Genomic DNA, 18490 nt, shown 5'->3' with positions numbered 1-18490 from the left:
ATAGCGTTCCCATGCAGAGCGTGGGAACGAGAAATAAATTAAACCTTTTGGTTCGCGAGCTCCGCGCGGACGCCTGACTTCACTATCCGGTTCCCGCGCGCCGCGTGGGCGCCTCACCATACTTTCTGGTTCCCACGCTCCGCGTGGGAACCGGGCGCCGGGCGCTCTACGCGCGCCCTACTCAGTGCTGATGCTGGCCTCCTCGCCCTTCAGCGCCGCCTCCAGGGAATGCCAGGGCAGGGTCGCGCACTTTACCCGCGCCGGGTACGCGCGCACCCCGGCCAGGACGGCCAGTTTGCCGATGGCATCTAGGTTGGCGTCCTCCTCCTGCCCTGTGGTGATGCGATGGAACAGATCGAACAAGGCATGGGCCTGGTCCTCGGTCTGCCCGCGCACGATCTCGGTCATGAGAGATGCCGAGGCGGTGGAAATGGCGCAGCCTGAACCCTGAAAACTGACGTCGTCGATTACGCCGTCCACCACCTTCACGTACAGGGTAATGCGGTCGCCGCAGAGGGGGTTGAAACCCTGGATGGTGCGGGTGGCATCCTCCATGACGCGGAAATTGCGCGGGTTGCGGTTATGGTCGAACACCACTTCCTGATACAGATCCCGGATCTGGTCCAACATCAGCCGAACACCTCAATGAGTTGCTTGATCCCGTCCATCAGGATGTCGACTTCCTCGACGGTGTTGTAGAAAGAGAAGGAAGCGCGGGCCGTCGCGGGCACGCCGAAGAAGTCCATGACCGGCATGGCGCAATGGTGCCCCGCGCGCACGGCGATGCCCAACTGGTCCAGGATGGTCCCGATGTCGTGGGGGTGGATGCGCTCCAGGGTGAAGGAGAGTATCGCGCCCTTTTCCGCCGCATTGCCGATGATGGTGAGCTGCGGAATCTCCTGGGCGCGCCGGGTCGCGTAGTCCAGCAGTTCATGCTCGTAATGGGCGATCGCCTCCATGCCGATTCCGTTCAGGTAATCGATGGCCGTGCCCAGCGCGATGGCGTCGGCGATATTGGGCGTGCCCGCCTCGAACTTGTAGGGCAACGTGTTGTACTCGGTGCGCTCGAAGGTCACCATGCGGATCATGTCGCCCCCGCCCTGATAGGGCGGCATCGCCTCCAGCAGCTCCGCCTTGCCATAGAGCACGCCGATGCCGGAAGGCCCGTATAGCTTGTGGCCGGAGAAGGCGTAGAAATCGCAGTCCAAGGCCTGGACGTCTACCGGCATGTGCGGGATGGACTGGGCGCCGTCCAGCAGCACCGGCACGCCGCGGGCATGGGCCAGTTCGACGATACGCGCCACCGGGTTCACCGTACCCAGGGCATTGGACATGTGCGCCACGGAAACCAGCTTGGTCCGCTCCGACAGCAGGGCCTCGAATTCCGCCATCAGCAGATCGCCGGAGCAGGACATGGGCGCGACCTTGAGCACCGCGCCGGTTTGCTGGCAGAGCATCTGCCAGGGCACGATGTTGGCGTGGTGCTCCATGGCTGTGATGAGAATCTCGTCCCCCGACCCGATGTTGGCCCGGCCGTAGCTCTGCGCCACCAGGTTGATCGCCTCGGTGGCCCCGCGCACGAAGATGACTTCCTTCGCCTGTCGGGCGTTGATGAAACCCCTCAGCTTCTCGCGCGCGCCTTCGAACAGGTCGGTTGAGCGCTGGCTCAGGGTGTGTACGCCGCGGTGCACATTGGAATAATCCTGCTCGTACACCTTCCGGATGGTCTCGATGACGGCCCTCGGCTTCTGGGTGGTAGCCGCGTTGTCCAGATAGACCAGGGGCTTGCCGTGGATGGTCTGTGACAGGATGGGAAAGTCCGCCCGAATCGCCTTTACGTCAAATCCAGACGGGGTGGTGCGAGACGGGGCCGCTGCAGGCTGGGCGCTCATAGCCAGTCCCTCCGGATGCCCGATTGCGGGAACAGATTCAGCAATTGCTCTTGCACCTGCACCTTGAGGCCGGGCAGGGGGATTTTCTCCACCATCTCGTTGGCGAAGGCGAAGGTCAACATATTGCGGGCGGACTCGCGGTCGATGCCGCGCGAGACCAGATAGAACACCGACTCGGCGGCCAACTGGCCCACGGTCACGCCATGGGCGCACTTTACGTCGTCGGCCAGGATCTCGAGCTGCGGCTTGGTGTCGATTTCCGCATCGTCCGACAGCAGCAGGTTGCGGTTGTTCATTTCCGCCTGTGTCTTCTGCGCGTCGGGCTGGACGATGATGCGACCCTGGAACACGCCGCGGCTGCGCTCGCTCAGGACACCCCGGTAGGTCTCGCGGCTGACGCCCCGAGGCTCGCGGTGATCGATGAGGGTGTGGTTGTCCACATGCTGACGTTCGCGGGTAAGGAACAAGCCGTTCATCTCGCATTCCGCGCCCTGCCCCAAGGCGGCGTGAATCTCGTTGCGGGCCAGCAGCCCGCCGAAAGCCAGGTTATGCTGGACGAAACGGGCGTCACGCTGCTGGCTCACGTAGACACCGCCGAAATGGTAGGCGCGCGCGGACTCGCACTGCAACTTGCAATGCTCCAGTCGCGCGCCCTCCTCCAGCACGATCTCCGTCACCGCATTGCTGAGATAGCCCAGGCCCGCCGCGCCGGCGAAGGTCTCCACTAGATACCCCTGGGCACTGGCGCCCAGGCACACCACGCTGCGGGTATTGGCCAGCATTTCGGGGCTGGTGGCGATGTGGAGTATCTGCAGGGGACGTTCCAGCACGACGCCGCGCGGCAGGTCGATGAAGACGCCATCTGAGAAGAAGGCGGTGTTCATGGCGATGAAGCCGTGCAACTCGCCGGACAGCGCGCTGCCCAGCAGTGCTTCCAGCCGCTCCGGCGTTTTTGACAAAGCTTCGGCCATGGACAGGACGGTCACGCCATCCGGCAGGCCCTCAAGGCGCGAGGCGGACACCTGGAACTGGCCATCCACCAATACCAACGACCAGGCATCGGCCAGACGAAAGGACTCGGCCCACTTCGGAAAGCCCACTGCTTCGGCGGCAGCCAGTGCGGGCTTGAACAGCTTGCGCTCGATAGGCGAGACGTTGGTGTAGCGCCATTCCTCCGCCCGCGGGGAAGGAAATCCGCCCGCCGCGAACAAGGCGCCCGCCGCCTGCCGCCGGGCCTGGAGCCAACCCAGGTGCTGGCCCGGCAAACTCCCGGCCAGTCCTTGATAATATTGTAGATAATCCGCCGCCGTCATGCTCAGGCCCCCACCGCCGCTTGCTCGATCCAGCCGTAGCCCTTGCTTTCCAACTCCAGCGCCAGGCCGGCGCCGCCGGTCTTGACGATGCGGCCGTGGGCCAGCACATGCACCTGATCGGGTTTAATGTAATCCAGCAGGCGCTGGTAATGGGTGACCAGAACGAAGGATCGGTCGGCGGCGCGCAGGGAGTTCACGCCTTCGGAGACGATCTTGAGGGCGTCGATGTCCAGGCCCGAATCGGTTTCGTCCAGGATGCACAAAGAAGGCTCCAGCACCGCCATCTGCAGGATTTCGTTGCGCTTCTTCTCGCCGCCCGAGAAACCCTCGTTGACCGCCCGATAGAGGAACTGCTCGTCCATGTCCACCAGCTTGACCTTCTCCTTGATGATCTTGAGGAAGTCCATAGCGTCCAGTTCATTCAAGCCGCGGTGCTTGCGCACGGCGTTCAGGGCGGCCTTGAGCAGATAGACGTTGCTGACGCCGGGAATCTCCACCGGGTACTGGAAGGCCAGGAACACCCCCTCCCGCGCGCGCTCCTCCGGGCTCATGGCCAGCAGGTCGCGGCCCTGGTAGGTAATGCTGCCTTCGGTGACCTCGTAGCCATCGCGGCCCGCCAGCACATGGGACAGGGTGCTCTTGCCGGAACCGTTGGGCCCCATGATGGCATGCACCTCGCCCGGCTTGATGTGCAGGCTGATGCCCTTGAGTATGGGCTTGTCCTCGACGCGTACGTGCAGGTTCTCGATCTTCAACATGGTTATTGACCTATCTTGAGGTGCCTAGTGCACCGGAATTCGTTTGCGCAACTCATATTAGGATGCGCCGACCTCGGGAGGCGCATCACTCGCGGGCATGCATCTAACCGACGCTGCCTTCCAGGCTGATGCCCAGCAGCGCCTGCGCTTCCACGGCGAACTCCATGGGCAGTTCCTTGAACACTTCCTTGCAGAAGCCGTTGACGATCATGGACACGGCATCTTCGGCGGAAAGCCCGCGCTGCTGGCAGAAAAACAACTGGTCCTCGCTGATCTTGGAGGTGGACGCCTCATGCTCCACCTGGGCTGTGGGCTGCTTCACCTCGATGTACGGGAAGGTGTGGGCGCCGCAGCGGTCGCCGATCAGCAGCGAGTCGCACTGGGTGTAATTGCGGGCGTTTTCGGCGCCCTTGAGCACTTTCACCAATCCGCGGTAGCTATTCTGCGCGCGGCCGGCAGAAATGCCCTTGGAAATGATGGTGCTGCGCGTGTTCTTGCCGATGTGGACCATCTTGGTGCCGGTGTCGGCCTGCTGGCGGTGATTGGTGACCGCCACGGAATAGAACTCGCCGATGGAATTGTCGCCTTTGAGGATGCAACTGGGGTATTTCCAGGTGATGGCCGAGCCCGTCTCCACCTGGGTCCAGGAAATCTTCGAGTTCACACCCCGGCACTCGCCGCGCTTGGTGACGAAGTTATAGATGCCGCCGCGACCCTCTTCATCCCCCGGATACCAGTTCTGCACCGTGGAATACTTGATCTGGGCATCGTCCAGCGCCACCAGTTCCACCACCGCGGCATGTAACTGGTTTTCATCGCGCATGGGCGCGGTACAACCTTCCAGATAGGACACATGGCTGCCCTCGTCGGCGATGATGAGGGTGCGTTCGAACTGGCCGGTCTTGGCCGCGTTGATGCGAAAATAGGTAGACAGTTCCATGGGGCAGCGCACGCCCTTGGGGATGTAGACGAAGGAACCGTCGGTAAACACCGCCGAGTTGAGGGCGGCGAAGAAATTGTCACCGGTGGGCACCACGCTCCCCAGGTATTGCCGCACCAGGTCGGGGTGGTTCTGGATGGCCTCGGACATGGAACAGAAGATGACGCCCACCGCCGCCAGCTTGTCCTTGAAGGTGGTGGCGACCGAGACACTATCGAACACCGCGTCGACCGCCACGCCCGCCAGGCGCTCCTGCTCGTACAGCGGGATGCCCAACTTCTTGTAGGTCTCCAGCAATTTGGGATCCACCTCGTCCAGGCTCTTGGGGGCTTCCTTGGACTTGGGCGCGGAGTAATAACTGATGGCCTGGTAGTCCACCGGCGGATAATCCACGTAGGCCCAACTCGGCTCGCTCATGGTGAGCCAGTGCCGGTAGGCCTCGATGCGCCATTGCAGCATCCAGTCGGGTTCGCGCTTCTTCAGGGAGATGGCGCGGATCACGTCCTCGTTGAGTCCCGGCGGAAAGGTGTCGGACTCAAGCTCGGTTACGAATCCCTGCTTGTATTCCTGGGAGATGAATTTCTCGATGGTCTGCGCCGTTGCTGACATGGCGATCTCTCCGCTCAATAGTTCTTGATTGATTTTTGGATACTGGCGACCGGAATGCGGTATTCATCCGGCAGTTTCCCGCCGGGACGCGCCATGTCGGCCAGGCTCACCGATTCCAGCGCCGCCCGCACGGCCCGGTTGATCACTTCCCAGCTGCCGCGCGCGTCGCAGGAGGAAGACTGTTCGCAGCCGCCGCGCTCGCCTTCGCATTCGGTCAGGGCGATAGGGCCTTCCAGGGCATAGATCACCGCCGCCACGCTGGTTCCCTCCGGAGTGTGGGCCAGGGCATAGCCGCCCTTGGCGCCGCGCGTCGACTTCAGGATCCGCGCCTTGGCCAGGGCCTTGAGGATCTTGCTGACGGTGGGCACAGCCACCCCCGTCGCATCGGCGATCTCGCCGGCGGCGAAGGTGTGCTCCGGGTGCTTCGCCATGTAGCCGAGCATCACCACAGCGTAGTCGGTCAGTCTGCTGATTTTAAGCATGCGCCCTCCAATTGAGGACCATTTTAGTCCTAATTAAAAACGCAGTAAACACCTTGGGCATTTCATTCAGGCATGGCGCGCACTTGATCGCCGCCGCCTAACACGTTTAGATAGGGGCTCCCAACTCCACATAAGGAATAGCAAAGGGTGAGCTCACGACAAGCGCGGATGCACGACACCTCCTGGCTGAACTTTCTGGCATGGCTCCTGCTCTGGGCGGGCAGCGCCTTGGCCGCCGACACGCCCGAATTGCCCGGCATGGCCGACAATCCCCTGGCCGGAGGCATCCAGGCCCTCCTGCGCGAAGGCGTGCACCCCAAGCTGCGCTGGAGCCAGTTCCCGGATATGCAGCCGGCCCTGCAGCAGCTTTACCAGGGCAATCAATTCCGCCCCCTGTGGACACGGGAAGGCCGCGCCAGCAGCCAGGCCAAAGCCGTGGTGGCGAGCCTGGCGGAGGCCTCCAGCCGCGGCCTCAACCCCGAGGATTACGACACCAAGTTATTGCATGACTGGCTGCATCAGATCGACAGCGGACAACACGCGAGCCCGCAAAATCTCGCGTCCTTCGACGTCGCCCTGAGCCTCGAACTGATGCGCTATGCCTCCAGCCTGTACGTGGGCCGGGTGAACCCGCAACACGTGAACTTCGGCCTGGACATCGCACCCAAGAAGCTGGATCTGCCGGCCTTGCTCAAGGATCTGGCCAGCCGCCACGATCCGGCCGAGCAGGTATCCGCGCTGGAGCCCAAACTCAAGCTTTACGAAAGCCTCAAGCACGCTCTGGCGCGTTACGAGCAATTGGCCGCCGCCAATCCCGAGCCGCCTCAGTTCAGCTTTCCAGCCAAGTTCAAGCCTGGCGACCGCCATCCGGAGATCAAGACCCTGCGGCTCTGGATGACCACCTTGGGCGACATGCCGGAAAGCGCACACGACAACGACATTTATGACAAGGACCTGGCAGCAGGGGTCAAAAGTTTTCAGAAGCGGCACGGCCTGGCCGCCGATGGCGTGATCGGCAAGACCACCCTGGCCGCCCTCAACTACCCGCTGAGCGCGCGGGTCAAGCAGATTCAGCTAGGGCTGGAGCGCCTGCGCTGGCTGCCGGAGCGCTTCGAGGGACGGTACATCATCGTCAACATACCCTCCTTCGAACTGTTCGCCTTCAGTGACGACCTGGGCAGGCCGGACCTGAAGATGAACGTGATCGTCGGCGAGGCCATCAATGGCCGCAATACGCCGGTGTTCCACTCGGACATGACCTATGTGAACTTCAGGCCCTACTGGAACGTGCCCTACAAGATCACCGCCAAGGAGTACCTGCCCATCCTCCTGCGCAATCCGGGTTATCTGGCACGCAACAACATGGAGATCGTCCCCAATTTCTCACCCAATGCGCCGGTGTACGAGCCCAATCTGGACACCATCGCGCAGTTGTCCACCGGCGCCCTCAAGCTGCGGCAGAGGCCGGGGCCCAAGAATGCCCTTGGCCTGGTGAAATTCGCCTTCCCCAATACCAATAACGTCTATCTGCACAGCACGCCCAGCCAGGGCCTGTTCAAGAAGGCGCGGCGCGACTTCAGCCATGGCTGCATCCGCGTCGAGGACCCGGTGGGACTGGCGGAATACGTGCTGGCGGAGCAGGCTGAGCCCTGGACGCGGGAACGCATCGAGGAGGCCATGAAGGCCGACAAGCCGAAGATCGTGAGCTTGAAAAAGAGTCTGCCGGTGTATCTGTTCTATTCCACCGTGCTGGCGGACGACAGCGGCGACGTAATGTTCTTCAACGACATCTACGGACACGACCAGATCCTGCAGGACCTGCTCGCCAAGGGCTTCCCCTACCCGGTCTGACCGACTTCAGTAAAGCATCCAGTCCCGCAGGCGCGGCGGCAAGCCACCTTTGCCGACAACGGTCAGTGAACTGCCGGGGTCCGATAGGCACGCGTTGGAGTTTACCCCGGCAGTGTCGAAGGAGGGATTGCCCAGGTTGGCAATGGCGCCGGCAAGGTTAAGTTGTGGCGCCGTCACGCTAATGTTGCCGCTGAGGCCTGTCCGCGAGACGGCGCGGATGATGTTGGCTCCAAACACGCCGACTGACCAGGCACCTGCCAGCCGTGCGAAATCTAGGTAGTCGCCAGACGTCACGTCCCGGCCGTTGACCTGGCTGCCGCTGGGCATCAGCGCACGAACATCGAGGCGGACATCGCCGCCGTTGCCGCTGGTCGCGTTGGCCTCGACCAGCCCGGTCTCCATGATCAGATTGCCCGCCGACAGGGTAATATCGCCGCCGTCACCCCCTTTTCCAATCACCGAACTCCTGATGTGGGAAGCGTCCAGATGCGCAGTGGAGCCTCCATGTACAACGATATTGCCGCCGTTGCCAAATTTCGCGGACGTCGTCAGCGATGAACCGACCAGGTTCAGCGTGGACGCGAAATTCAGCCGAATACTCCCAGCATCCGTCGTTCCAGCGGAATTGGTTGTTATGCCGCTATTCCTCAATGAAACTCTAGGCGAATCTATTTCGATCGTTCCAGGCTGAGCAAAAAAGGTGACTTCAGGTGTCGCAAGATTTTCGATGCTGATTTGCGCCTTGTCTTCTAGTTCAAATGACTCGCGGGCGCTGATCCGGATGCCACCGATCAGTCCACCCGATTCCTTCTCCGCGCGCGCATTGATAGCAGAGTGACTGACGTGGAGTCTCCCGGTATCGATGGCGACCAATCCCGCATTGGCGGTGCCTCGCGTCGATGAACTGACTGTTCCATTGCTCGCGAGGGCAAGGACAACGGGCGCATGGATTTGAATAGCGCCGGCTTGCACGTTACCGGACGTGTCGGCGTTGACGGTTCCGCCCGTCACGGAAACCCGTGGCGCACGCACCGACAGGTTTCCGGGAACAAGAACCGTGGGCTCTGCAAGCATCGCCTCATTGGCAATGGAAATGACGCCGCCATTCTTAACCCTCAGTTGCTCCCCGGCCTTTACGCCGATGTTGCCCGTCTGACCGCTCGATTCCGTGCCAAACGATTCCGCAACGATGTTGCCGCCATCCACCGCGATCCGCCGGCCACTGACACGGACGTCGCCGCCTGCGCCCGCGCCGGCGGTGCTACTGGAAATCACGCCGCCGCGAACGACAGAGACTTGCTGCTTGGCGCTCACGTTCACAGCCCCGGCGTTCCCGGTGCTGCCGGGCTCCGCTTGCGACCCGATCCCCGTATCAAACCCGGCGTTGTCATATCCATCCACCAGAAGATTGCGCCCGGCGGACACTGTCACTGTACCGGCAGCGCCCCCGGAGAAGGTGGTACTGTCAATTTGCCCCCCATTCAGCACCGTTATATCCCGCCCGGCCGCCACCGTAACGGTGCCCCCGCGTCCCAGGCTTCCCGGGTCGCCCGCCGCCTGGGAGGAAATGAGCGCGGGAAATTCAAAGCCCTGTCCATCTACCGTCACGTCTCGTCCAGCGTCGACGATCACCGTACCCGCCTGACCTTCGCCCAGCGTGCTGCTGTCAATCTGTCCGCCATTTCCGACCCAGACATCGCGTATCGCTGCCACCGTCACCGCTCCCGCGTCACCGGTGCTGTCGGGGCCCGCCGCCGATGAGATGCCGGCGGCAAATTCGATGTTCGACATTCCGTCGACGCGCACATCCCGCCCCGCAGTCACCATTACCGAGCCTGAATTTCCCCTGTTTAAGGTCCTCACGCTCACAAGGCCACTGTTCTGCACCACCACGTCCCGGTTGGCTGTCACCGCAACGCGGCCGGCATCTCCGGTACTGCCAGGTCCTGCCTGAGACCTTATCCACGCGCGCGAACCGCCCTTGCCTGCTCCGCCGACCCGCACGTCGAGACCGGCCCTGGCTGTCACCGCGCCAGCCCGGCCAGTCCCGGCCGTACTGCTGCTGAGTTCACTTCCATTCAGAACCTGGAGATTTCCAGTAGATGTCGCTTCAACCGCACCCGCCCGGCCCGGTCCCAAGGCGTCGGCCGTTGCCCTCGACTCATCCAGTCGCAGCGAAGTCGCCTGCAGGCGCACGCCGCCAGCTTCCGGCGCGTCATGCTTTCCCATATTATTCGCCGCTACTTCGCTGCCGGCACGGGAGCCGGAGATCGCGATCCGCCCGCCGCTCATTCCAATCCGTCCGCCGCCATCCCCGCTGGTCGAGAGGGTACTATCATGGATCGTGACAGGACCGGCGTTGTTGTCCGACAACGCCTCAACCGGCAACGGCAGGTTTCCTGACCCGTCGCGCTCGAGACGCACCTCCCCCGCCCCCCGGGTTGCGGTCATACGGACCTCCCCTGCCTGGGCCCTGAGGGTGGCGCCATCCTTGACCCGGATTTCGCCCCCCGCCACGTCCAGGGCCTGACCTGGCTTGACTTCCAAGTGCGCGCCATCCACCTGGATCAGGCCGTTGTTGGCTGGCGAGGTGCCGAGATAACCAAAAGCCGCCGGCACCGCCGACGACAGGGTGCTGACGCCGGGGTCCTTGGCGCTGTAGCGGGAGCCATCCTTGAGCCTGAGTTCGTCGGCGGTGCTCACGTGGAAGGCCGCCGGCACATCCACCCGTGCGCTGCGCGCGAAGGTGACGCCTTTGGGATTTATGAGGTACACGTCGGCATGGCCCACGGTGGAGCGCAGGGTTCCGGCGATGTCCGAAGCGCTGTCGCCGGTGACGCGGGAAATCACGTTCTTGAGCGCGCCATCGCCGGTGAAGGTGACGGTCTGGCCCTGGCTCACGTTGAATTCGGAGAAGCTGTGAAAGAGGTTGCGACCGGAGGTGGACCCCATCTCCTGGGTAATGGTGACATCAGAGCCGCTTAACGAACGCGTCTTGCCCAGCCAGTTGCCGTTGGCCCCCACGGTGCCGTCGGTACGGACGCCGCCGGATCCGGAGGCCGGGTCGGACAGCGCGATGACGCAAAGCGCAAGGCCGCCTCGCGCGGCTAGTTCCCTAAAGCGATGGTTCATGTCCGCCCCTCCGAACGCTCCCGGATTTCATCCCACTTTGCCAGAAGCGCCCCGGTAGGCAAAGCCCGCGGCGTCTGGTAAGCAGGAACCCGCCCCGGCACCGGCTGCCGGGGCAGGTACGTCCGAGCACTGCTCAGAAGTAAATCAGGGACGCTGAACAGGTGAGATCCAGGTATTTGGATGCCTGGATGATGCCCTCAAGAGAGTCGGGAACCAAGGGCGTCTGCGTTGTGGTGAGTACGAGCTGGCTTTGAAACGGCAGCGACTCGGACCCCAGAGCGATCTCGGGAATGATCACGGCGACACGTCGGACGTAAAGATCAGGCGCCTGCTCCAGGGTTGCGCTCCAAAGTTGACCGATCGAACTGCGCTCAGTAAGGATCTCCGGGTCGCGAAAGCTGAATTCTTCCTTGCCCAGCCTGATCTGCAGCTGCGTCGCCTCGGGCATGATGCCCACATCGTCCCCTCCGCCCACGGTCAGAGCCACGCTGGCGTTCTTGCCCTCGCAGGCATAGTGGTTGGGGGTCTGGGCCGCACCTGCGGTCCATGGCAGCGCCATACTCAACAGGGCGAGTATTCTCATGATGGATGTTGCGGTATTCATAATGAAGCTCCAATTTCTTTGGATAACGGACGGATGCGGTGATGGCAGGGCTACTGCTCTTGGACTGGCGGTCGGCCATCACCGGGGCTGTTGGGCGGGCCACCCACCGGGCTGTCGACGCCGCCTCCCGGAGGAGGGGCCTGGTTGGGATGCTCAGTTACATAGATCGTGTGATTGATCCAGTCCCTCAGACGGCCCTCGATCACATCCGAGAAGGCCGCGTACTTTTCCCCCTCCTTGCATCCTTTCTTGCTGAAACTGGTGACGCCCACCAGGAAGGGCCTGCCATCGTCGGCAAATGCGATGAGGGCGCCTCCGCTGTCGCCCGGACAGCTGCTTGCCTCGCCGCTGGCGATGATCTTGTCGTCCATGTCCCAGTCCCAGGTCTCCCAGAACCATCCCGTAGGCGCCGCGCAATCGTTCCAGATCGCCATCATTCCCGTCATCAGCCGATCCGATGAGCCGCCAGAGGCGCTGGTCATTCCCCAACCGAGAATCATGCCATCGGCGAGCTTGCGCACCGGACACCCATCCCACCGCCCACCCCCGGGGCCTGGATAGTAGACCGGACCCGATCTCAGCTGGCTCCGGCGATACGCGCTATTCGCGGGCACCCCCATAGACAGGATGTCGCCGGAGTCCTGGTTCGGCCCAGGGGGTGTCAATTGCAACAGAGCGATATCGTCGTGCTGGCTCCGCTCGTAACTCGGGTGCACAAAGATATTGCTCACATTCCTGATCGTCCCGGCCTGGCCGAAGCCACCGCCATTGATGTCCGTTGCGCCGATGCGCGCCGTGACGCGGGCAGGTTGGCGGGTCATGCTGCTGTTCATCGGTTGAATGCAGTGGGCGGCGGTAACCACCCATCCCGGCTGGATTTGCGTGCCGCTGCAGAAAGGCACGCTGTTGGAGTCCTCCAGGCGTGCGTTGAAACGGAAGGTACCGGGTGAAGCCGGCGTCCCCCCTATCACGTCCTGGATGATGTCGGGCGCCGCGGCGGGTACTTCCGGCGTTTCCGCCACCGGTTCCGCGGGCACCTCCGGTTCGGTGTCGACCGGCTCATCCGACCCGGGCGATGTTGGTATGGCCCGGGCCCCATGAGTCCACGAGGCCATTGCGACCGCCACGACAAAAGCACCGGCCACGTTTGCTAACTGATTGGTTTTCATGATGGGTTCCTTAGAAGATAGGCTGAACACGGATACAGACAGCCAGCGCGGAGGATCAAGGTTCTTGATCGGGCGACTGGCATCGTCAAAGGTTCAGTCGCTCCAGCTGCGAGACCGGTTCAAATCTTTTGGAAAGACACGTGGCGCGCGCAAACCGTGCTGCTGCCTAAGCGGATACGCTCGGGCGTTGCGGCGATCTAGAGCCAGTCGCCCACGAGGCTGAAGGGAGCCCAGAAATAGGGGTGCCGAAGGGCCTTGTCGCTCAGCAGATGGCGCTGCGCCTCCTGCAGCGCCTTGGCGCGGCTGACGCCTGGTTCGCGCAACTGGTGGTAAAACGCGGTCATGAAAGCCGAAGCCGCCTGATCGTTCACCGGCCAGAGGGTGCCGAGGGTACTGCGTACCCCGGTCTTCAGGGCGATGCCGCTGAAACCCAGGGGTGCGCGGTCGTCGCCCTCGGCGGTCTGGCAGGCGCTCAGGCTCAGCAGTTCCACCGGCTGACGGGCGAACTTGTCCGAACGCAGGAGAAGGCGCAGCTGGTCCCAGTTCATCACCTGGTCATATGCCAGGATGAAGCTGGTTTCCGCCGTGGGACCCATGATGCCGTGGGAGGCTATGTGAACGATGGCATAGGGTTTGCCCATAAGCTCCTGCTTGAAGCGCGCCGCGGTAAAATCCTTGCCCAGTAGCACCGTGGACGGCATCACGGCGCTGAGGTTGTTCAGTTCCTGGGCTACCCCCGGTAGGCGCAGGGCTTCCCGGATGCTGCTACGGGCGCCGGGGTCGGGCGACAAAGAGCCGCGCGGCCGATTTCCCGTTGTCGACAACGCGCGGCGGCGAGCATGGAGTCCGCGCGTTCCTTCGATGTCGATGCCGTCAAGGAATGTTCCCGGCAGTTGGTCGATGACGTCTCCAGGCTCGTCCAGCCCCGCCAGCAGGGCTTCCGACCGGCGCATTTCCAGGTGCGCCGGCGCGATGAGGCTGAGCCCCGGCGAGATGCTCACGGCATAGCGCTCGGCCAGGAATCGCTGACCATCGTATAGCGCGGCCAAGGGTATAAGCCGCATGACGCCGTCGGGCACCACCACCAGCGTCTGCACCTGCTTCTCCCGCAACCAGGGCTCGACGGGCTCGATCAGCCAGCCATGTAGCACGCGCGCCAGATCCAGCACATCATCACTGGCACTGCGCAAAGAGCCGGCGAAGCGCCGCACAGCATTCCGAAGCACCTCGCCGGCCACCGGTCGACCGAATTGCTTCAGGTTGCCGCCAATGCTGACCAGCAGTTCCAACCGGTCTGGCAGGATGATGGGATAGAGCACGGCCGTCTGCGGTTCCACCGCGTCCACCACGGTGGCCGACACAGGCTGCACGGCACAGCGCCCTCCGAGGAAATCCTCGAACTCCGACTGCTTGATCAATTCGACCACCTGTCGCGCGAGGCGCAAAGTGTCCTGGGCGGGACCGTGTGGCTCGCTGCCCGCCTGGTTCAACAGCAGGTCGGCGTACTGCAAGTAAAGGGGCTCCAAGGTATCCCGAAACGAGGAGCGGCCATCGCGGTAGGTGAGCGGCATGTCGGCGCGCACCGCCTCCACGTGTTCCACGGCCCTGCGGTAGTAATCCCGGGCCTCGTCGCGCCGTGCGAGGGACCGCAGCAGCCGGCCCTGCCGCCAGTCCAGATCCAGCAGCAGGTCATGGAATTCATCCGGCGCCGCAGCCAGCGCCTGGTGATTGAGCTGCAGGGCATCTTCCGTCTGTCCGGCCTCCTCATAGAGCTGGGCCAACTCGCCCAGCACCTCCGCTTGCAGACGCGTATGCATCCCCGCCCCATCCCGAGCCGCATTCAGCGCCCGGTGAGCGAGGATTCGCCCTTGATTTCCCAGTTTGGCCGCCTGAGCCGCCAGGTTCACCAGATAAGCCGAGCGCTCCGGCCCAATGGGCGCCGTTCGCAACCGCTCATCCAAGGCTTGCAAGGCCGCTTGGCGCTGCACGCGAGGCAGCAGATCGATTCCCCCCAGTTCAATGCCGGCTCTTAGTAAGCGTTCATCCCCGGCCAAGGACAGCGCCTGGCCCTGCAAGGCCCTGGCGCGTTCGCTTTCGCCCTGCGCCGCGAGGAGATGGGCAAGGGTAGACTTCCACCGCGCCAGTTCTCTGCCGCCGTCGGTCGTCAACTTGATAGCCCGCTCCAAGAAGGTTCCTGCCAGCTTGTCGTGCCGAAGCTGAAAGTGGATCATCCCGAGATAGCCGGCGGCCTTGGCTCTTTCCTGCGGGGACGGCGCTTGCCTCTCCGCGATCTCGAAGTGGCGCATCGCCAGGGCATAGTGGCCCGCGCGCAGGTACTCCAGCCCGGAAGTTACGGGGTCGGTAGCACGCGCCGGGGGGCTCGCCAACAGCAAGGCCAGCAGTGGCAGCGACTTAGAAAGGGACACGGACCAGACAATGACATGGCGCACGAGGCCCTGTGCGGGAGTCCGAGGTCGTTGGCGTATGTATCGGGACGCGATCGATAAGGCGGTTCGCAAGGGTCAGCCTCCCGATGTCAAAAGGCGTCGATCCGGCCCTGGAAGTGGATGCCCTGGTCCTGAAGATCGTCGGCGTCGGAGGTGGGCGTGCGGTCGAGCGCATAGCCATAGTAAAGCTCGCCGTGCAGTGTCCGGTAGTCGGCGTTGAAGCCGATGCCGATCGAGGTCAGGGATTTAGATGCCTGACCCAGGTTCCAAGCGGCGCCGTAATCCAAAAATGGCACCAGAACCAGCCGGTAGGGCTCTTCAGTTCCCTGCAAAACCGGGATATGCAACTCGCCGGAGAGCGCGTAACCCTGGTCGCGCACCAATTCGTTCTCCCGATACCCGCGCACCGTGCCGACGCCACCCACGGCAACCTGTTCCAAGGGCAACAGGGGCGCGTCGCTCAGTTGTACCATGCCTCGAAACAGCACCTGCAGGCCGTCATCGGTGAAGCGGTGGGCATACTGGGCCTGGCCCAGCCAGGCGAAAAATTCGCTGCTGGGATAGTCCGGGTTGGATCTTGGGGTCGCTCCGAGGGCATTCAGCCCCACGCTGAAGGTCGAGCGAAAAGACACAACGTCGGCATCCCATCGCCTCTGGAAATCCTGAAAGATGCGCAGGACCGTCGCCTGATTCCTTCCGCTGGGCTCCCCCTGCACGAATGAAAAAGGTCTTCCGCCAAGTTCGGTTTCATTCTCGCGCACATTGAACGACACCCCCAGGTTCAGGCGCTGGCGCAAACTGTTGATGAAGGGATGGGTGACGGCCCCTTCCAGGGTGTGCACCTGACTGCGTATGTCCAGGTTATCAACCGGTTCCTCGACAACGGACGCATCGCCCTCGTCAAAGCGGACGTAAGCCTCGGTGCCCAGATCTCCAATGGGCAGGCGAAAGCCCCCGGTGAAACGGTCGGAGCCATCACTGGTGGTGAATGTGAAATCCAACAGATCGCCGAGCCCGGTCAAGTTTCGAACCCAAATGGAGGTGCCGAAGGCCTCCGCGCCAATGGAGGGCGGGCGGTAGTTGTCACCAAAAAGGGTCAACTGATAGGGGCGGTCGCGGACCACATCCACGTCCAGGATAGCGGAGCCAGGCGTGATTCCGGGCAGAATGCGACCGTTCATGCGCCGAATCAGGGGATCGGATAGGAGCATTTGGAATCGTTCCTGGAGGCTTGGCAGGTGTAAGGGCTCGGCAGGCTCCGGTAACAGGCGGTGACTGATGTACCCTGCTCGCAGCCGTTCGTTGCCGTGCACCCGCACCCTAGCAAGTCGGCCCTCTTCCATGCGTATGCGCAGGACCCCATCCCGGTAGCCGTTCTTCGGGATTACTGCGCCGGAGTTGATGTAGCCTCGCTCGATGTAAGCCCTGGTCAGCGCTTGGCGCAGATTTTCGATCTCCTCCAGGCTGACCATGCGACCCTCGAGCGGTTTCACCAGTTCACGGATCATGCTTTCGGGCAGGCTGGTTTTGCCGTCTAACTGCACTCGCCTGAGCAAATAGCGCTTACCCTGGGGTGTTTCAGCGAGTTGCTGCACCTTGGGAACTGGCGGCAATACAAGCCCGGGCGGGACACCCGATGGCACGAAGTCCGGTAGCTTGGGCTGATCGCCGCTTGGCCTGAGCGGGAGTTGCTGATAGCCCGTTCCGAGTGCCTCCGAAGCCCCGGATAGAAGGCAGAGCGTAAACGTTCCGATTACAAAGCTCTTTGCAACATTGCATCTCGATTGCGCCCCGCGAAAACGAGCTATGCAGGGCCGTCGGGCCATGCCTGCTGCGACGCAAGCGCCAATAGCTAGTTTTCTACCAGAGCGGATCGCGCCTGAATCTTCCGGTGCTCGCTTTCCCTGCATGCTTTCTAACCAGGCCCTTTGCTCGCCGCCGCTTGAAACTCTGGAAACTTCGTTAAGACATTGATTACACGAAAGATCAGCCTACTTGTCAAAGCGGCAGGATCCAAGGACGTTACTGACGCGGGCCGCTCACGCCCCGCGCTACCTTACCAAGTATTTCAATTCCGTCGAGGAATTACGGCGAAAGGTTCAAGCCGGGCGCTGTGACCATGCATTGGGCGTGTCTGCCACAACCTCCAGTAGACGATAGCCATCGACAGCTTTAGATCTGATTACCTCAGGACTGGCCAGTGAGACGACATGAGGCTGTCCGCTTTTGTACGAGGCCCAGAACTCCGCAAGTTCGGTCGGGCCACGAGCGGAGCTTGCTGCGCTGATGAATCTTGAAAATTGATGAACCGAATGGCGACTCGCTTCGACTGAACTCATGACGCTGCTCAATCGGGAACCGACTCTCGGGGCAAGGTCGTCGAGACGTTTCAATCAACCCAGTTACATTCAGTCGAAGGAAAAAGCAATGAACGCAATCTCAAAAATCCGTGCCACCGCCATGCTGCCTCTGGTGTTCGGGGCCGCGCTTGCGCAAGCGAATCCGGAAGTTGGTGGCGATTACTCTTTCGCCAGCTTCAAGAACCTCCTGGACACCGACACCGTCGTCAACACCGTGGTGGTTAAATGTCCCGCCGCGGGCACTTTGGTGGCGAATGCCAGCGCGCAGATCAGCATGGATTCCATGTTCGTACCCGGCGAAGCGGAGGTCATCTATGGCATCACCAAAAATTCGACCGCCACCGATATCAATCAGCACCATCTCCTGCGCCAATTTACGGAAAGCGGCACCACCTTTGGAACGGCCAGCTATCAGCGTACCGATACCTGCGTCTTGAACCAGACCGTCACCTATCGCGTTATTGCCCACAAGGTCTCGGCGCAATCCGCCAGCGCCCAAAAATCGAGCCTGGCAGTGAGCTTTATCCGCGACAGGATTTAAGCGTCGATCTTCCCCCCTCAAAGCGCGCCTCCCCAGTCTCCTGCAGCCGCAGGAGACTGGAGGCCCGCGCTACCCGCTGACGGGCCATCCGTAAAGATGGCAGCCCATCTTGCATCAAGTCTCCCCACCTCGGCATGGGCCGTTGGCTCAGCCTATTGTGCCATGCCTCCTTCGGTCAGTGTGCTCTCCAGGCTCAGGATGATTACGTCTGTTGGCCAGGCCCAAAAATTCCCTCCCGGTATTTCGGGTCGACGGCGTCCTTGCCCCTTATTAACCCAGATTAACCCAGCCAATTTAAGGGCCGCTCTAACCTCGATTTGTGCCACCTCCGTCGCCCCCAACGCGGCGAGCCCCCATAAGAGCGCAATATGCGAACGCGCTGCGGAGCCGCC

The 18490-nt window shown here is 62.4% G+C and carries 13 protein-coding genes; 2 read left to right on the top strand and 11 right to left on the bottom strand.

The features are described 5' to 3' along the window. Positions 1–177: 177 nt before the first annotated feature. The 6 genes from sufU to EK23_RS13105 form a co-directional block, all read right to left on the bottom strand. On the bottom strand, positions 178–630 hold the full coding sequence (sufU, locus tag EK23_RS13130; protein ID WP_045225829.1) for a Fe-S cluster assembly sulfur transfer protein SufU: 453 nt from the start codon (positions 628–630) through the stop codon (positions 178–180). After that, complete coding sequence (locus EK23_RS13125) at positions 630–1892, bottom strand: cysteine desulfurase (RefSeq protein WP_045225828.1); 1263 nt, start codon at positions 1890–1892, stop codon at positions 630–632. Before EK23_RS13125 ends, sufU begins: the two co-directional genes overlap by 1 nt. Next, complete coding sequence (gene sufD, locus EK23_RS13120; RefSeq protein WP_045225827.1) at positions 1889–3205, bottom strand: Fe-S cluster assembly protein SufD; 1317 nt, start codon at positions 3203–3205, stop codon at positions 1889–1891. The genes EK23_RS13125 and sufD overlap by 4 nt, the downstream gene beginning before the upstream one ends. A 2-nt stretch (positions 3206–3207) precedes the next feature. Continuing rightward, a complete protein-coding gene (gene sufC, locus EK23_RS13115) occupies positions 3208–3963 on the bottom strand; it encodes a Fe-S cluster assembly ATPase SufC (protein WP_045225826.1) in 756 nt (251 codons plus the stop codon). 103 nt (positions 3964–4066) lie between these two features. Next, the gene (sufB, locus tag EK23_RS13110; protein WP_045225924.1) at positions 4067–5512 is read right to left on the bottom strand and encodes a Fe-S cluster assembly protein SufB; all 1446 of its coding nucleotides are present in this window, start codon (positions 5510–5512) and stop codon (positions 4067–4069) included. Between the two features lie 14 nt (positions 5513–5526). Beyond that, entirely contained in the window at positions 5527–5994 is a 468-nt protein-coding gene (locus tag EK23_RS13105) for an SUF system Fe-S cluster assembly regulator (protein ID WP_045225825.1), read from the bottom strand. Between the two features lie 147 nt (positions 5995–6141). Here EK23_RS13105 and EK23_RS13100 point away from each other — a divergent pair, with 147 nt between their 5' ends. Continuing rightward, positions 6142–7845 (top strand): L,D-transpeptidase family protein, encoded by a 1704-nt coding sequence (locus tag EK23_RS13100; protein WP_145998659.1) that lies wholly within the window; start codon positions 6142–6144, stop codon positions 7843–7845. Positions 7846–7851: 6 nt separating this feature from the next. Here EK23_RS13100 and EK23_RS13095 read toward each other — a convergent pair whose 3' ends face one another. The 5 genes from EK23_RS13095 to EK23_RS13075 all read right to left on the bottom strand — a co-directional run bounded on the left by EK23_RS13095 (position 7852) and on the right by EK23_RS13075 (position 16810). Continuing rightward, positions 7852–10977, bottom strand: a complete 3126-nt coding sequence (locus tag EK23_RS13095; protein ID WP_045225824.1) for a two-partner secretion domain-containing protein — start codon at positions 10975–10977, stop codon at positions 7852–7854. A gap of 133 nt (positions 10978–11110) precedes the next feature. Continuing rightward, the gene (locus EK23_RS13090; protein WP_145998658.1) at positions 11111–11581 is read right to left on the bottom strand and encodes a hypothetical protein; all 471 of its coding nucleotides are present in this window, start codon (positions 11579–11581) and stop codon (positions 11111–11113) included. Positions 11582–11631: 50 nt separating this feature from the next. Next, entirely contained in the window at positions 11632–12750 is a 1119-nt protein-coding gene (locus tag EK23_RS13085) for a S1 family peptidase (RefSeq protein ID WP_045225822.1), read from the bottom strand. A 197-nt stretch (positions 12751–12947) separates the two neighbouring features. Next, a complete protein-coding gene (locus tag EK23_RS13080) occupies positions 12948–15176 on the bottom strand; it encodes a CHAT domain-containing protein (protein ID WP_145998657.1) in 2229 nt (742 codons plus the stop codon). A gap of 110 nt (positions 15177–15286) precedes the next feature. After that, positions 15287–16810 carry a ShlB/FhaC/HecB family hemolysin secretion/activation protein gene (locus EK23_RS13075; RefSeq protein WP_235282052.1) on the bottom strand — a complete coding sequence of 508 codons (1524 nt, stop codon included), beginning with the start codon at positions 16808–16810 and terminating at the stop codon, positions 15287–15289. Positions 16811–17534: 724 nt separating this feature from the next. Here EK23_RS13075 and EK23_RS13070 point away from each other — a divergent pair. Continuing rightward, positions 17535–18098 (top strand): hypothetical protein, encoded by a 564-nt coding sequence (locus tag EK23_RS13070; protein WP_145998656.1) that lies wholly within the window; start codon positions 17535–17537, stop codon positions 18096–18098. The last annotated feature ends 392 nt before the right edge of the window (positions 18099–18490 follow it).

It is taken from the genome of Methyloterricola oryzae, from assembly GCF_000934725.1.
GTDB lineage: Bacteria > Pseudomonadota > Gammaproteobacteria > Methylococcales > Methylococcaceae > Methyloterricola > Methyloterricola oryzae.
The sequence above is the reverse complement of the archived record's forward strand: the minus strand, read 5'-3'. Positions and strand labels throughout refer to the sequence as shown.

What these genes read in the sequence shown, in the direction of transcription:
- sufU (WP_045225829.1), bottom strand. Translation starts at nt 630, where the DNA reads ATGTTGGACCAGATCCGGGATCTGTATCAGGAAGTGGTGTTCGACCAT.
- EK23_RS13125 (WP_045225828.1), bottom strand. Translation starts at nt 1,892, where the DNA reads ATGAGCGCCCAGCCTGCAGCGGCCCCGTCTCGCACCACCCCGTCTGGA.
- sufD (WP_045225827.1), bottom strand. Translation starts at nt 3,205, where the DNA reads ATGACGGCGGCGGATTATCTACAATATTATCAAGGACTGGCCGGGAGT.
- sufC (WP_045225826.1), bottom strand. Translation starts at nt 3,963, where the DNA reads ATGTTGAAGATCGAGAACCTGCACGTACGCGTCGAGGACAAGCCCATA.
- sufB (WP_045225924.1), bottom strand. Translation starts at nt 5,512, where the DNA reads ATGTCAGCAACGGCGCAGACCATCGAGAAATTCATCTCCCAGGAATAC.
- EK23_RS13105 (WP_045225825.1), bottom strand. Translation starts at nt 5,994, where the DNA reads ATGCTTAAAATCAGCAGACTGACCGACTACGCTGTGGTGATGCTCGGC.
- EK23_RS13095 (WP_045225824.1), bottom strand. Translation starts at nt 10,977, where the DNA reads ATGAACCATCGCTTTAGGGAACTAGCCGCGCGAGGCGGCCTTGCGCTT.
- EK23_RS13090 (WP_145998658.1), bottom strand. Translation starts at nt 11,581, where the DNA reads ATGAATACCGCAACATCCATCATGAGAATACTCGCCCTGTTGAGTATG.
- EK23_RS13085 (WP_045225822.1), bottom strand. Translation starts at nt 12,750, where the DNA reads ATGAAAACCAATCAGTTAGCAAACGTGGCCGGTGCTTTTGTCGTGGCG.
- EK23_RS13070 (WP_145998656.1), top strand. Translation starts at nt 17,535, where the DNA reads ATGACGCTGCTCAATCGGGAACCGACTCTCGGGGCAAGGTCGTCGAGA.